The following is a 13700-nucleotide window of genomic DNA, read 5'->3' as shown; positions in this document are numbered from 1 at the left end:
GCCGAGCCGTCCGTGGTCAGCCCGCGACGATGCCGCGCACGGCCCACGCGCGGGCCACGAGCCGGATCGTCCCGTCGTCCTCGACGGGGAGGAGCTTGCGCAGCCGCTCCCGCAGCCGACCACGGGCCGATTCGTCGAGCATCATCGCGTAGGCCGGCGCGACCCCCTGCCCGCCGAGGAACGGCGTCCAGTAGTCGTCGAAGTCGCGGAACACCGTCGGGATCTCGATGCCCGTCGTCTCCACGTCGAGCAGGCCCGCGCCTGCGAAGCGCCACGTGAGCGCCTCGGGCGTGAACTCCGCGAACCGCTCGCGCTCGTCGAGCTCCGCGGCCACGGGGTCGAGATCGCCCGCTGCATCCCAGAACCACCGCATGAGCTCCATGCGCTCGGCGTAGTCCCACACGTAGGCGGCCACGACACCGCCGCCGACCGCGACCCGCGTCATCTCGGCGAGCCCGCGGTCGGGATCGGGCACGAAGTTGAGGGCGAGCCCCGACACCACGACGTCGATGGAATCGTCGTCGATCGGCAGCGCCTCCGCCCCGGCCCGGTGGAAGGTGACGCGGTTGCCGAGCTCGGTGACCGCCGCCTCGAGGAAGCCCTCCGAGGGGTCGACGCCGTCGACGGTGGCGGGCATCGCCTGCTCGATGATGGCGGCGCTGAGCGCACCCGTGCCGCATCCGACGTCGAGCCACCGCAGCCCCGGCGGCTGCCGCAGCCACTCGAGGAAGCGCGGGGCGATCTCGCGACTCCACCGTCCGACGTAGGACTCGTACGCGCGTCCGTGCGCCCACGTGTCGGGCTCGCGTTGCTGAGCCATGCCCTTCACGCTACCCGGGCACGCCGATGCGGTCGAGCGCGTCCTGCACGATCGTCAGGCCGTCGAGTCCCGGCATCCCGCTGATGCTGTCGTCGACCTTGCGTGCCGCCCGCCGCCCTTCGGGGCCGCTCATGAGGTGCGTCATGACGTGCCGGACGTCATCGTCGGACGAGATGCTCGAGCCGACCGGCGCCCAGAACCGGCTCAGCGCGAAGCGCGTCACCTTCCGCGCCTTCGCGCTCGCCGCCAGCCGTTCGCGCGCCTGCGAGGTGTAGAACGCGACGTGCCTGGCCTCCTGCTTCGCGATGCGGCGCAGCAGCTCGGCGAGCACCGGATGCTCCTCGAGGTCGGCCATGCGCTGGTACGCCGTGATCGCCGACCACTCGTTCGCCGCGCCCCACGACATGTGCACCGCGACGAAGTCCGAGCCGACGAGGGAGCCGAGCACGGACTGCTTGATCGGGTCGAGCCGGTCGCGCCAGCCGAGCTTCAGCCGGCTCGCCTTCAGGGCGTCGTAGTCGACGGTGACGTCGTGCATCGCGAGCACCGCCGCGAGCGCCTCGCCGTGCCAGAACTCCTCGCGGTTCCACATCGTCATGAACGCGCTGACGTCGGCCTCGCGATGCGACGGCGTGGTGAGCAGGTCGCGGGTGTAGCAGACGGTGTGGTACTCCACGTCGGCCATGTAGCGCAGGGTGCGCAGCGACTCGGCCGGCAGCGGCGAATCGCGGAACGACTCGAGGTCCAGGTCGTCCCAGTGCACGCTCACCGAGGTCGCCGTGTAGCGGTCGATGTCGAACGCCATCAGGCCCCCTTCCCGCCTGCGACCATGCAATCACGCCGCGGGCCGGGCCGCGAGGGCGGCGAGGCTTGCGTTGACGGATGCCGCGGTGCGGGTGTCGAGGCCCGGCAGCCCCCGGATCTCGTGCTCGAGCCCGCGCAGCGCGGCGCGGCCGGCATCGCCGCCGAACGCGAACCGCCCGAACGCGTCGAGCTCCGCCGGCTCGAGCGCCGACCCGCCGAGGGGCCACGAGGTGCGACGCAGCTCGCGACGGGCGAGCCGTGCCGCACGCGCGGAGGTCCCGAGCCGCGCCCGCGCCTCCCCCTCGAAGAACTCCGCGTGGCGAGCCTTCACCCGCAGGATGCGGTCCACCGCGTCGGCGAGCGGTGGGCTGCCCGCGACGTCGACGACGCGCAGGTGGGCGGCGCGCAGCATCCGGTCGTCGACGAAGCCGACGGCCATGTGCACGCCGACCACGGCCCAGCCCTGCGTGAATCCCGCGAGCGCGCGGCGCACCGGCCCGCGCCCGGCGGATGCCGCAACCCGGCCGGTCGGCGCAGGCGCCGCGTCGGGCTCGCCGGCCGAGGCCGGCTCTTCGCCGGCGCCCGCCGCGACGATCGCGCGCAGCGCGTCTGCGATCCAGAACTTCTCGAACGCCCAGGTGACGAGGAACGCGGTCACCCGGGCGTCCTTGTGCGTCGAGGTCACGAGCACGTTGCGGAGGTGCGCCATCGTGGCGCCCTCGAGCAGGGCGAGGGCCGCGAGCGTGCGCGCGACCTCGTGCGAGAGCGGCTCGGCGGCGATCGCCGGGAGGTCGAGGTCGTCGCGCAGGCTCCCCTGCGCGGTGCGGGCGAACTCGCGCACGTCGAATGCAGGCGGCTCATGGTGGGCCGCGCTCACCGTCATGGGCCGAGGCTACTCCCAGCTTCCGGCTCTGGCGGCGCGATGCGGGCTGCCGTAGCGTTCGGCGTGGCGACCGGAGACGAGTCGCCGCTTCGTATCGAGGAGGGGAAACGACATGACGGATGCGACGACGAAGCCCACGATCGTGCTGGTGCACGGGGCGTGGGCCGACGGTTCCAGCTGGGACGCCGTGACGAGGGCGTTGCAGGCGCAGGGCTATACCGTGCTGGTGCCGCCGAACCTGTTGCGCGGACTCGCCGACGACGCCGCGTACGTGGCGTCGTTCCTCGCCCAGCGGACGAGCGGGCCGGTCGTGCTCGTCGGCCACTCCTACGGTGGCGCCGTCATCACGAACGCGGGGAACCAGGCCGGCGATGTCCGAGCGCTGGTGTACGTGAACGCCTTCATGCCCGATGAGGGCGAGAGCGTGCTGCAGATCCTCGAGGGGTCGTCGTCCGCGCTCGCCGTCGCGGACCCTACCACGGTGTTCGACATCGCGGGCTATCCCGGCGCTCCCGAGGGCGCGGCCGAAGTCTTCCTGAAGCCCGAGGTCGTGCACGGGTCGTTCGCGCAGGACCTGCCCGAGGCCGACCGCTGGACCATCGTCGCGAGCCAACGGCCGGCGTCGCTCGTGGCGAACGTCGTCCCGTCGGGGCCACCCGCCTGGCGCACCATCCCCAGCTGGGCGGTGATCGGTACGGCCGACCGAGTCATCCCGGTCGATGTCCTCCGCCGCCTGGCGGAGCGCGCCGGGTCGACGGTGAGCGAACTCGACGCGTCCCACGTGTCGATGGTGTCGCATCCGGATGCGGCGGTGGACGCCATCCTCGCCGCAGCAGGTTCGATCGAGCCGTAGCCCGGTCCCGAGCGCCCCGGCCGCCGCGGCTGCGGCGCGGCCGGGGCGCTCGTCGTCGGAACGGCTAGAACTTCTCGCCGAGCGCCTTGCGCTTCAGCGCGTCGTACTCGCCCGCGCTGATGACCCCTTGGTCGCGTAGCGCAGCGGCCTTCGCGATCTCCTCCGACGGACTCGCGAACGAGATCTTGCGCAGCTCCTCGTCGGAGTACTCGACGTACTGCGGCCGGCGCTCGGCCGAGCGCTCGGCCATGCCCTTGCCGCGCGCGATGAGGTAGACGAGCGCCGTGATGAACGGCACGAAGATCAGGAAGATCAGCCAGACGGCCTTCAGCCAGCCGTTCAGCGAGTGGTCGCGGAAGATGTCGATGACGATGTAGATCAGCACGAAGAGGTAGGCGACCCACACGAACACCCAGAAGAAGAACCAGAAGATGTCCCAGACACTGCCGATGAAGTTCATCGATTCCCTTTCGCCCCGCCCCAGGACCCGCCGGCGCGGCAGGTCGTCACATGCGACAACCTACTCGCGGGGTGCGATCGGGCGCTCGTGAATTCCGTGTCGGCGTGTCGTGCAACTCGCGGCGGGCTCACAGGATCGATCGGATACAGTCCCGTCGGGAGCCCTGAGTTCCACCCCCGCCGCGCGAGGGATCCGAGGAGTCGACGAGGACGTCGGCGGCCTCGTCGAGAACTCGCGCGGCGGCACAGCGGGTGTCGCGTGTCGAGCTCGCGCGCACCGCATCGGCTGCTCAGTGCGTCGCGGCCAGCCCCGTCAGGAGCGCCCGCACCGACCTGCGGAACTGCTCCTCGGAGCCGTAGTCGGCGAGCGTCTCGGCCGCGGCGGCGGTGTGCGGCAGCCCCTCGACGTCGCGGATGCGCCCCACGACCTCGTCGCGCTCCTGCGCGTCGGGCGAGTGGCCGGCCGCGGTGGTGAACGCCGCCGTGCCGTAGACCACGGCGAGGGTCGCCGTGAACGCGACCGCCGCCGTGCGGGGATCGAGCCCGCGTGCGAAGGTACGGAGGTAGTGCTCCCCCGCCATCGCCGCCGCCGGGCCCGGGTTCGGGCGTGCGAGCAGCACGGGCACGGCCCATGGGTGCGCCGTGAGCACTGCGAGGTGCGCGGACGCCCGGTCGACGCCAGCGTCGATCCAGTCGCCGGTGCCGTCGTCGGGACCGGGGAGCTCCGCGAGCACGCGGTCCGCGACGGCGTCGAGCAGGTCGGCCTTGGTGGCGATGTGTGCGTACAGTCCCATCGGCGACGCGCCGATCCGAGCGGCGACGCTCCGCAGGCTCACGTCGGTCGCGCCCTCCTGGTACAGGTCGAACGCCGCGGAGACGATCTCGTCGCGGCTGAGGCTGTTCCGCCGTCGTCTGGCGATCGGCCCGCTCGTCGTTTCCATAACGTACATCGTACGCTATGCTTTGCCGCATGATCGCGCTCGCCGTGCTGCTCATCGCCACACCGCTCCTGTTCAACGCGGGCTACGCCGGCCTCGCCGTCCGCTTCGACTATCCGGGCATCCTGCGCCGGCCCACGGGCGAGATCCTCGAGCGCTTCCGCGCGGGCGGCACCGGGCTCGTGCTCCTCTGGTTCGCGTTCGCCTGGTCGGCACTGCTGTTCATCCCCGTCGCGGTGCTCGCCGGCGGGCTCATCGCCGACCCCGGGCTCGCCGCGCTCGCGGTCGCGGTGGGCGTGATCGCCGGCACGGTGCAGGCGCTCGGGCTGCTGCGCTGGGTCTTCGTCGTGCCGTTCCTCGCGCGCGAGCATGCGGCGGGAGCCGACCGACCGACGGTCGACCTCGTGTTCCAGGTGCAGCACCGCTACCTCGGCGTCGCCGTCGGCGAGCACCTCGGGTACCTCACGACCGGTGCGTGGACCATCCTCGTCGCCGCGGCCGGCGGTCTCCCGCTCTGGCTCGCGATCCCCGGCATCGTGATCGGTGCGATGCTCGCCCTCGGCTCGCTCGAGTTCGTGGGTCCGTTCGAGCAGCGCGGCTGGTCGGTCGCCGGCGTGCTGGTGCCGATCGGCTACACGCTCTGGTCGCTGTGGCTCATCGCGCTGGGTGTGCTCCTGCTCGTGCGCTGACCGCGAGCGGGGATCAGGCGCCCAGCAGGTCGTCGCGCTCGACGACGCGCTCCTCGTCCCACGGCTCGACCCAGCCGAGCTCGTCGAACATGCGCGACAGCATCAGCCCGGTCACGCCCCACACGACGCGCCCGCCGACCTCGAATGCCGGCGATCGCCAGGTGCGGCCCTGGTAACTGCCGACCACGTTGCCGCGGTTCGCGGGATCGAGCAGGTCGGCCACGGGCACGCGGAACACCTCGACCGACTCGTCGTGGTCGACCGCCGCGACCTCCGACGGACGCGTCCACCAGGCCGGCACGGGTGTCACGACGTGGTTGCTCACGGGCACCGGCATCGGCGGCAGCGTGCCGAGCGGATCGATGCCGTCGGGGTCGAGCCCGGTCTCCTCGACCGCCTCCCGCAGGGCTGCGGCGATCGGGCCGTCGTCGGATGCCTCGAGGCGCCCGCCCGGGAAGGCGATCTGCCCCGCGTGGCTGGCGAGCGTCGCCGCCCGCCGGAGCAGCAGCACGTCGAGGTCACGTGGCATCGTGCCGGCCGATCGGGCGGGCACGGAATCGAGGACGCCGAACAGCACGAGCACCGCGGCCGGACGCGCTCCCCCGGCATCCGCCAACGCCCGCGTGAGGTCGGGCCGCCACTCGAGGCCCCGCTCGCACAGCGCCACGAGCTCGGACCGGGGATCTGCTGACGTCGGCGGCATGGGTTCATGCTACGAGGGCTCTCGGCCGGTCAGTCCACCGGCCGCTCGCTCGCCGGCTCGGGTCGATCGGGAAGGACGCCCGCGGCCCGGGCCGGTTCGGCGTACGCGCACGCCAGGTCGGCGACCGTCGCGTGCGCGTTGAGCCCGCTCGGGTTCGGCACGACCCAGAGTTGCGCGTCGGCGATCGGCTCGTCCTGCCGCCCGGCGCGGGACTTCGGGCGGTCGAAGCCCTGGCGGTACGCGGTGAGGCCGACGATGGCCACGACGCGGGGCCGCCAGCGCGCCACGTCGTCGGCCAGGCGCGCGGCGCCCGCGCGCAGCTCGGCTCGGTCGAGCTCGTCGGCGCGGGCGGTCGCGCGGTGCACGAGGTTCGAGATGCCGATGCCGGCATCGAGGAACATCCGCTGGTCGGCCTCGCTGAGCCCGTTCGCGAACTCGGGGACCCGCGGGATGATGCCGGCCGCGGCGAGCGCCGGATAGAAGCGGTTGCCCGGGTACGCGAAGTGCGAGCCGGTCGCCGCCGTCCACAGCCCGGGGTTGATGCCGACGAAGACGAGCCTCGGATGCTCGGGCATCAGGTCGGCGACGCTCGCTCCGCGGAACGACTCGAGCTCCGCACGCGTGAATCCCATGAGACGATTCTGCGGCCCGCGTGTGACCTTCGCCTCGCCGGCGACATTTCCAAGGTGAGGAGGTGCACGTGGATGCAGAGGAGGACACCGATGCCGAGCTCTTGCGGAGAGTGGCGGTCGGTGACCAGAAGGCGTTGTCGATCGTGTTCGATCGCCACGCGAAGGCCGTGACCCGGTACGCGTGGGCGCTGGCCCCGAGCCGCATGGACGTCGAGGAGGTCGTGCAGGACACGTTCGTCACGATGTGGCGCAAGGCGGCAACGATCACGATCGCCGAGGCGTCGCTGCTGCCGTGGCTGCTGGTGACCTGCCGGTTCCTGGCGCAGAACGCCGTCCGCAAGGCGGCGCGCAACCGGGCGGACGCCCTGCCCGAGGAGCACTCGCGCGACCTGCTCGCGCTCGGCGGCCGGCGCGACGACGCGGATCGTGCGCGTGAGGACCTGCGGTGGGTGCTCGAGGAGATCGAGCGACTCGATCCGATCGATCGTCAGGTGTGCGAGCTGTGCCTCGTCGAGGGCGTGCCCTACGCCCAGGTCGCACGCCGGATGAACCTCACCGTGGGTGCGGTGAAGCAACGGGTGTCCCGAAGCCGGGCACGACTGCGGAAGGCGGTGACCGTCGATGAGAACTGATCCTCCCAAGGGCGACGAGCTCGATCGCATGCTCGCTGACCTCAAGGGCCGGGTGCTGGATGCCGCGGCGCACACTCCTGCGTCCCGTCGCACGCGATTCGACCGCATCGTCGGCGCCGTCGTGGCGGCGGTCCTGGCGCTCGGGCTCGGATCCGCCGGTGCGGCCTTCGCGTTCGGGATCCTGCCGCAGGGCCCGGCGGCTCCGCCCGTCGCTACGACGGTCGCGAGCCCGACCGCCACCGCACCTCCTGCACGCACGTTCCCGGTCGAGACGGCACCGCCGGTAGCGGTCGATCCCGGGCCGACGCCCCGGATCGGGCTGACCTGCGACGACCTCGTCGACACGGCCAGGCTCGACACGTTCCTCGGCGATCGAGGGGTTCCGCTCACTGGGCCGATGAGCCCGTTGACGGTACCGGCAGGAACGGGGCTGTCGAGCGCGGATCGCGCTGCGGGCGAGCAGCTCGGTGCACTGGAATGCGAATGGCGGAGCGGCTCCGACGACGTGTGGGCCGCCGGTACCGGTGGGCAGGCCTTTCTCCTCCGCGTGCTGCCGGAAGGCACCGAGGACGCCGTCCGCTACATCGACGATTTTCAGCTCCGAGACCCGACGTACGGACCGAACGTGCAAGGGCCGCGTTGCCTGTCGGATGGGGGCGGCATCGGCGTGGGCTACTGCGAGCTCTTCGGCGTGATCGGCTCAACCTGGGTCGAGCTGCACGCTTCGGGGATCGTCGCCGTCGGAGTCTCCGACGAGGAGTTGCGTGCATCGTTCCTTGCCGTCACCGATCCGCTCGTGGAGCGCCTGAGGAACGCGTCGATCTCCGACCGGTGGGTCCCGCGGACGACGAGTCCGACCTCCTCCGCCGACTGCGACGCGATCGCGGCGACCAGCGTCGTTGCTCCCCTCACCGGTGTGGACGACCTCCACGTGGCCGAATGGTGGGACGGACCGAGGATCGGACAGTACTGGTACGCGAAGGGGCAGGTGGGAGCTCAGAGCTGCTCGCTCCAATTCGGCACGGGCGATGCGTCTCTCGGCGCCATCGGAGTCCTGCCGAACGGTGCTTGGGCCGTCGCGCGACACGCCGAGGCATGGTTGTCCGACGGTGGCCGAAGGATCGAACTGCCAGCTGCGACGACCGGATCGGCCATTCTCCGATGCGGCGATATTGGCAGCGTGTGCCGTCTCGACTTCGTCGCGGGCGACGACTGGGTGAGCGTTCTCGTCCCCCCGTCCCCGGAGGGAGAGGGTGTGGATCGCGCGCCATTCGAGACGACCCGGGCCAACATCCTCGCCATCGGGACGATCGTGGCCGAGCGGATCGCGGCGCTGTCGAAGTAGGTCCGACAGACGGAGCTCTGGTGGACACCTGTCCACCAGGGCTCCGTCGTGCCCCGTGCGGCGCGTCAGCCGACCAACTCGTCGGTACCCATCTCGCGGGCGATGACCTCGAAGTCGTGCTTCGTGAGCTCGAGGTGACCGCGCCGCAACTGGAAGCCCCAGTTCGCGTTGCCGCGCGTCAGGTCGAGCACCGGCAGGAGCGGGGCGATAAGCGCGGCGTGGGCGTGAGACGAGTAGGCCACCGCACGCCGCCACGGGCGGAATCCGGCCATGAGGTTCGGGTCCGACTCGGCCTGGTAGACGTCGCCGTCGGCGACCCGGCCGATCGCGGTGAACTCGCGGAGCGGGTCGCCGTCGGGGTGGCTCGTCTTCGGCGAGTAGTACACGAACCCGTCGCCCGGCTGCATCCGCTGCACGCCGGCCCGCTTGCCGTGGTTGGTCTGCGCGATCCCCCACTCGACGCCGAGCAGTACGTGCGCACGCTGCACCACGCCGAGCCAGTACCTCGTCATGCGCACATCGTGTCACCGACCTCGGACACGGCGACGCGGCATCCGAGCGGCCTCGGTCTCATCGATCGCTGAACGCTTCGAGGAATCGGTCGCGGAAGTCGTTCATCGGCCAGACGGGCGCGTCGGGCGACGGCAGCATCCCGTCCTGCCAGCGCCATCCGTCGATCGCTGCGAGCACGGCCGGGTCCTTCGCGATGATGCTGATCGGCACGTCGTGGCCGGCGCCCTGCCCGCTCACGATCGTCGCCGGCTGGTGGTCGCCGAGCACGACGATCACGAGGTTCGGATCATCGGCCTGGTGCAGGAAGTCGAACGTCGCGCCGAGCGAGTACTCGACGGACTGCCCGTACGCCTGGCGCACCCGGTCGGGATCCCGCCAGACCTCGGTCGCCGACGGCCCCTGTTCCGGCTGAGGATCGAAGACGGAACCGTCGCCGATCTCGGACCAGGGCACCAGCTTCGGGAGCGGCGCCCACGGGGTGTGCGAGGAGACGAGGTCGATCTCGGCCATGACCGGCCGGTCGTCCCGGGCGAGCTCGGTGTCGGCGAAGTGCTTCCAGGTGTACTGGTCGGGGATCCGCGCGTACCCGAAGGACGGGCCGCCGTAGCCCATGTTGTGCGCATCGAGCAGCGTGTCCCAGTGGTAGAACGACGTGCCGAACGGCCACGGGTCGGTGTTCGACGGGATGACGCTCACCGTGCGCCATCCGGCCGCACCGAAGGCGTCGCTCAGCGTGAACCGATCGCTCCGGATCAGCTTGCTGTAGAGGGGCTGCCGGTCGATCCACAGCCCGGTCTGGAGCGTCGAGTGCGCGAGCCAGCTGAGCCCGCCGAAGGTCGGCGAGGTGAGGAACGCGCTTCGGGAGGCGTAGCCGTCGGCGCGGAGCTGCTCCTCGCCGTCGCGCAGCACCCGCCGGACGCCGGCCGAGAGGTCGGAGCCCTCGACCGCGACCCGGCCGTAGCTCTCGACGAAGGCGAACACGACGTCCTTGCCCTTCAGCGCGGTCAGGAGCTCGGAGCCGGGGACGCCGCGGTAGGGATCCGTCGCGATCTGCTGCGAGAGCTCGGCGACCGCGGCGATCCCCTCGGCGGCCTGCGTGGTCGATGCGGAGATCGAGCCGAATGAGGCGGCCGCGGCGGTCGGCTGGCCCGCCACGATGTGAGCGCCGACCAGGGCTGCGATGATCCAGGCCGCGGCGATCGCCGAGAGCACCGCTGTGCCGCGCACGCGCGGCCGAAGCACGCCGGCCACGCGGAGCGCCGCCCATGAGAGCCCGACGATCGTGCCGACGGCGACGAGCACGAGCAGGGCGAGCAGCGCGCTCGCGGCGGGCCCGCCGACCGACCCTTGGACGACCCCGTATGCGTCGCTCAGCTGCTGCCAGTCGAGCGGATCGAAGTGGATGTCGAGCACCGTCCGGTAGCCGGAGTCGATCGCGGCGAGCACGAGCGCGAGCACGATGAGGACCCCGAAGCCGACCGCCACCACGACGCGTGCCACCCGCCAGGAAAGCAGCACGAGCAGGGCCAACACGATGATCGACTCCACCGGAAGCCCGATGAGCGGCGCCGGCGAGCCGTGGGTGATCGCTGCCGGCGCGAGCGGCACCTCGACGAGGATCAGGACGGCAACGACGAGCCAGACGACCTTCCACGCGGTCAGCCTCGGCGCGGGTGAACCCTTTGGGCCGCCGTCTCGTGTCACTCCTAGCGTCTCCGCCGGAGGCTTCGATCGGAAGCGAGTCTGACCATGACTGGAAACACTGGCACGACCATGACCCGAACCCCCAACACGACCCTCCTCTGGGTCATGCGGATCCTCAGCGCGATCGTGCTCCTCGCCGTCGGCGGGATCCACCTCTACCTGGTCTTCGTCGGCGTCGGCGGCCTGCTCGGCGTGCTGTTCGTGCTCAACGCCATCGCGGCGCTCGTGCTGGCGATCGGCATGCTGTTCCTGCGCGGACGGCTGCTGAGCATCACCACGGTGCTGAGCCTGCTGTTCGTGATCGCGACGCTCTCGTCGCTCCTGCTCGCGCTGACGGTCGGCTTCTTCGGCATCACCGAGGTGTGGAGCTTCACCCTCGTCCCCGAGACCGTGATCATCGAGTCGATCGGCATCGTGGTGCTCGCGATCGCCACGGCCGTCGTGCTCCGCGCCCCGCGGACGGCATGACCGCTGCTCCTCCTCGGCCGGTTCGGCGGGTGCATCGATCACGGCGCATCCACCTCGGCTGGGCGCGCTCCGTCGCCGGCGAGGGTCCGAGCGGTGCCACGGCGGCGCAGCGCGAGCCAGATCACGTCGCGACCGAACGACTCGACGAGCAGGGCCAGCGCGATCGCCACCCCCACGCCGGCGAGCATCGGCGCCAGTCCGGATGCCGCGAGCGCCAGCGCGATCCCCTGCACGGCGGTCACGACCTTGCGCCAGTACCGCGGCGGGAGGTGCCCGCGCATCCAGGGCAGCACCCATCCGGCGACGACGAAGGCGTACCGCATCAGCCCGATCGCGAGCACCCATGGCCCCAGGAGCTGCGCCACGAACGCGCTGAGCACGAGGAGGAGGAACGCGTCCACCTCCATGTCGAACCGCGCGCCGAGTTCGGTGATGGAGTCGGTACGACGCGCGACCCAGCCGTCCACGGCGTCGAGCGCGAGCGCGGGCACGGCCAGTCCGATGAGCAGCCCAACCGGGATCGGCTCGATGAAGGAGGCGACGACCAGTCCGGTGATGATGCCGACCAGCGCCGATCTCGTGGCTGTGACGACATTCGCCCAGCCGAATCGAACCGCCTGGCCGCGTCGCAGCCCACGCAGCAGCAGCGCGGTGCTCACCACGAGGTACGTCAGCGCCGCCCACCAGCCGACGGCGGGCAGCGCATCGGCGGCCCAGATCGCCGTGACGCCTCCGGCGCCGAGGGCGGCCAGCGCGACGGGTGGGAGCTGAACCTCGTCGCTCGCCATCACGTGTCCTTGTTCAAGAGCGTCGCACGGAGCATATTCATGAATACGGAGGAGATCGTCGGATGGTTCATCGAGGGAGACGTGTCGGTGCGTGAGGCCGTGGCCTTCTGGGTCGACGAGCCGGGCGTCGGGGACCTGCGCCGCGAGTCGATCGCCGGCGCGAGCGAGGGCGAGGTGCTGGTGCGCACCCGGTGGACGGGCGTCAGTCGCGGCACCGAGGCATCCGTCTTCCTGGGGCATGTGCCGCCGAGCGAGCGGGAGCGGATGCGCGCGCCGTTCCAGGAGGGCGACTTCCCCGGACCAGTGAAGTACGGCTACCTCAATGTCGGCGTCGTCGAACAGGGGCCCGACGCGCTCCTCGGGCGCACGGTCTTCACGCTGTTCCCGCACCAGTCCGCCTTCGTCGTCCCCGCCGAGGCCGTGGTGCCGGTCCCCGACGGCGTTCCCGCTCGCCGCGCGGTGCTCGCCGGCGCCCTCGAGACCGCCGTGAACGTGCTCTGGGATGCCGCTCCCCTCGTCGGCGACCGGGTCACCGTCGTCGGTGCCGGCATGATCGGATGCTGCGTGGCGCGCCTGGCCGGCGGCATCCCGAGCCTCGACGTCGTGCTCGTCGACGTGGACCCGTCGCGTCGTGCGGTCGCCGACCGACTCGGGGTCGGCTTCGCGGAACCCGGCGACGCACCGGGCGACCGCGACCTCGTCGTGAACACGAGCGGGTCGGAGGCCGGGCTGCAGCTCGCGCTCGAGTCCGTCGTGGCGGACGGCGAGGTGATCGAGGCCAGTTGGTACGGCGACCGGCCCGTGACGCTCGCCCTCGGCGCGGACTTCCACTCGCGCCGGCTGACGATCCGGTCGAGCCAGGTGGGCGCCGTTGCCCGACGTCGACGCGGAACACGTTCGACGCGCGATCGGCTGGCGCTCGCGCTCGACCTGCTGCAGGACGACGCCTTCGACGCCCTGCTCACCGGCGATTCCCCGTGGAGCGAGCTGCCCGCGGTCATGGCGGAGCTCGCCGAACGACCGGGCCCCGAACTCTGCCACACGATCGATTGGACGGACGCCTCGTGACCTTCACCGTGACCGTGCGAGACCACATCATGATCGCCCACAGCTTCACCGGGGAGATGTTCGGCCCCGCGCAGCGCCTGCACGGGGCGACCTTCGTCGTCGACGCGTCGTTCCGCGCGAGTGAGCTCGACTCCGACGGCGTGGTCGTCGACATCGGGCTGGCGTCCGAGGTCCTGGCCGAGATCACGGGCGCGCTGACCTACCGCAACCTCGACGACGAGCCTGAGTTCGCCGGGGTGAACACGACCACCGAGCGGCTGTGCCAGGTCATCGCCGACCGCCTCGCCGAACGCGTCGCCGACGGTCGGCTCGGGGCATCCGCCGCTCGGCTCTCGTCGATCGAGGTGACCCTCCACGAGTCGCACATCGCGTGGGCGAGCTACGAGCGCGAGGTGTGAGCG

The 13700-nt window shown here is 71.5% G+C and carries 17 protein-coding genes; 7 read left to right on the top strand and 10 right to left on the bottom strand.

Annotated features, from left to right (window positions below; translation table 11 throughout):
* Window positions 1–16: 16 nt before the first annotated feature.
* From ACFVN5_RS07865 to ACFVN5_RS07855, 3 genes are read right to left on the bottom strand one after another with little or no spacing between them, the layout of a single operon-like run.
* Entirely contained in the window at window positions 17–820 is an 804-nt protein-coding gene (locus tag ACFVN5_RS07865) for a class I SAM-dependent methyltransferase (protein ID WP_376954413.1), read from the bottom strand.
* A gap of 10 nt (window positions 821–830) precedes the next feature.
* Window positions 831–1625 carry a ferritin-like domain-containing protein gene (locus ACFVN5_RS07860; RefSeq protein WP_376954412.1) on the bottom strand — a complete coding sequence of 265 codons (795 nt, stop codon included), beginning with the start codon at window positions 1623–1625 and terminating at the stop codon, window positions 831–833.
* 30 nt (window positions 1626–1655) lie between these two features.
* Complete coding sequence (locus ACFVN5_RS07855) at window positions 1656–2507, bottom strand: hypothetical protein (protein ID WP_376954411.1); 852 nt, start codon at window positions 2505–2507, stop codon at window positions 1656–1658.
* Between the two features lie 112 nt (window positions 2508–2619).
* Here ACFVN5_RS07855 and ACFVN5_RS07850 point away from each other — a divergent pair, with 112 nt between their 5' ends.
* Complete coding sequence (locus ACFVN5_RS07850; protein ID WP_376954409.1) at window positions 2620–3360, top strand: alpha/beta fold hydrolase; 741 nt, start codon at window positions 2620–2622, stop codon at window positions 3358–3360.
* A gap of 64 nt (window positions 3361–3424) precedes the next feature.
* On the opposite strand, the gene ACFVN5_RS07845 is transcribed toward ACFVN5_RS07850, so the two are convergent.
* Both ACFVN5_RS07845 and ACFVN5_RS07840 read right to left on the bottom strand, forming a co-directional pair.
* Complete coding sequence (locus ACFVN5_RS07845; RefSeq protein ID WP_376954408.1) at window positions 3425–3820, bottom strand: SHOCT domain-containing protein; 396 nt, start codon at window positions 3818–3820, stop codon at window positions 3425–3427.
* A gap of 289 nt (window positions 3821–4109) precedes the next feature.
* Window positions 4110–4760 (bottom strand): TetR/AcrR family transcriptional regulator, encoded by a 651-nt coding sequence (locus tag ACFVN5_RS07840; protein ID WP_376954406.1) that lies wholly within the window; start codon window positions 4758–4760, stop codon window positions 4110–4112.
* Window positions 4761–4789: 29 nt separating this feature from the next.
* On the opposite strand from ACFVN5_RS07840, the gene ACFVN5_RS07835 reads away from it, so the two are divergent.
* On the top strand, window positions 4790–5446 hold the full coding sequence (locus ACFVN5_RS07835; RefSeq protein ID WP_376954404.1) for a DUF4386 family protein: 657 nt from the start codon (window positions 4790–4792) through the stop codon (window positions 5444–5446).
* Between the two features lie 13 nt (window positions 5447–5459).
* Here the strand turns inward: ACFVN5_RS07835 and ACFVN5_RS07830 are convergent, their stop codons facing one another.
* Both ACFVN5_RS07830 and ACFVN5_RS07825 read right to left on the bottom strand, forming a co-directional pair.
* Window positions 5460–6149: an NUDIX hydrolase gene (locus ACFVN5_RS07830; RefSeq protein ID WP_376954403.1), complete on the bottom strand. Its 690-nt coding sequence runs from the start codon at window positions 6147–6149 to the stop codon at window positions 5460–5462.
* A 29-nt stretch (window positions 6150–6178) separates the two neighbouring features.
* Window positions 6179–6781, bottom strand: a complete 603-nt coding sequence (locus ACFVN5_RS07825; protein ID WP_376954401.1) for a mismatch-specific DNA-glycosylase — start codon at window positions 6779–6781, stop codon at window positions 6179–6181.
* 68 nt (window positions 6782–6849) lie between these two features.
* On the opposite strand from ACFVN5_RS07825, the gene ACFVN5_RS07820 reads away from it, so the two are divergent.
* Window positions 6850–7413: an RNA polymerase sigma factor gene (locus tag ACFVN5_RS07820; protein ID WP_376954400.1), complete on the top strand. Its 564-nt coding sequence runs from the start codon at window positions 6850–6852 to the stop codon at window positions 7411–7413.
* A 28-nt stretch (window positions 7414–7441) separates the two neighbouring features.
* Window positions 7442–8758, top strand: a complete 1317-nt coding sequence (locus tag ACFVN5_RS07815; RefSeq protein WP_376954399.1) for a hypothetical protein — start codon at window positions 7442–7444, stop codon at window positions 8756–8758.
* A 65-nt stretch (window positions 8759–8823) separates the two neighbouring features.
* Here ACFVN5_RS07815 and ACFVN5_RS07810 read toward each other — a convergent pair whose 3' ends face one another.
* Both ACFVN5_RS07810 and ACFVN5_RS07805 read right to left on the bottom strand, forming a co-directional pair.
* Window positions 8824–9270 (bottom strand): EVE domain-containing protein, encoded by a 447-nt coding sequence (locus ACFVN5_RS07810; protein ID WP_376954398.1) that lies wholly within the window; start codon window positions 9268–9270, stop codon window positions 8824–8826.
* 58 nt (window positions 9271–9328) lie between these two features.
* The gene (locus ACFVN5_RS07805; protein ID WP_376954397.1) at window positions 9329–10975 is read right to left on the bottom strand and encodes a CDP-alcohol phosphatidyltransferase; all 1647 of its coding nucleotides are present in this window, start codon (window positions 10973–10975) and stop codon (window positions 9329–9331) included.
* 69 nt (window positions 10976–11044) lie between these two features.
* On the opposite strand from ACFVN5_RS07805, the gene ACFVN5_RS07800 reads away from it, so the two are divergent.
* Window positions 11045–11443: a hypothetical protein gene (locus ACFVN5_RS07800; protein ID WP_376954395.1), complete on the top strand. Its 399-nt coding sequence runs from the start codon at window positions 11045–11047 to the stop codon at window positions 11441–11443.
* A 38-nt stretch (window positions 11444–11481) separates the two neighbouring features.
* Here ACFVN5_RS07800 and ACFVN5_RS07795 read toward each other — a convergent pair whose 3' ends face one another.
* On the bottom strand, window positions 11482–12231 hold the full coding sequence (locus tag ACFVN5_RS07795; protein ID WP_376954394.1) for a CDP-alcohol phosphatidyltransferase family protein: 750 nt from the start codon (window positions 12229–12231) through the stop codon (window positions 11482–11484).
* 39 nt (window positions 12232–12270) lie between these two features.
* Between ACFVN5_RS07795 and ACFVN5_RS07790 the strand changes: the two genes are divergently transcribed.
* Together ACFVN5_RS07790 and ACFVN5_RS07785 are read left to right on the top strand one after the other, a co-directional pair.
* Window positions 12271–13299 carry a zinc-binding alcohol dehydrogenase gene (locus tag ACFVN5_RS07790; RefSeq protein WP_376954393.1) on the top strand — a complete coding sequence of 343 codons (1029 nt, stop codon included), beginning with the start codon at window positions 12271–12273 and terminating at the stop codon, window positions 13297–13299.
* Complete coding sequence (locus ACFVN5_RS07785; protein WP_376954392.1) at window positions 13296–13697, top strand: 6-pyruvoyl tetrahydropterin synthase family protein; 402 nt, start codon at window positions 13296–13298, stop codon at window positions 13695–13697. The genes ACFVN5_RS07790 and ACFVN5_RS07785 overlap by 4 nt, the downstream gene beginning before the upstream one ends.
* Window positions 13698–13700 lie beyond the last annotated feature (3 nt).

Origin of the sequence: Agromyces sp. NPDC057865 (assembly GCF_042796995.1) — a bacterium.
Lineage (GTDB): Bacteria > Actinomycetota > Actinomycetes > Actinomycetales > Microbacteriaceae > Agromyces.
The sequence above is the reverse complement of the archived record's forward strand: the minus strand, read 5'-3'. Positions and strand labels throughout refer to the sequence as shown.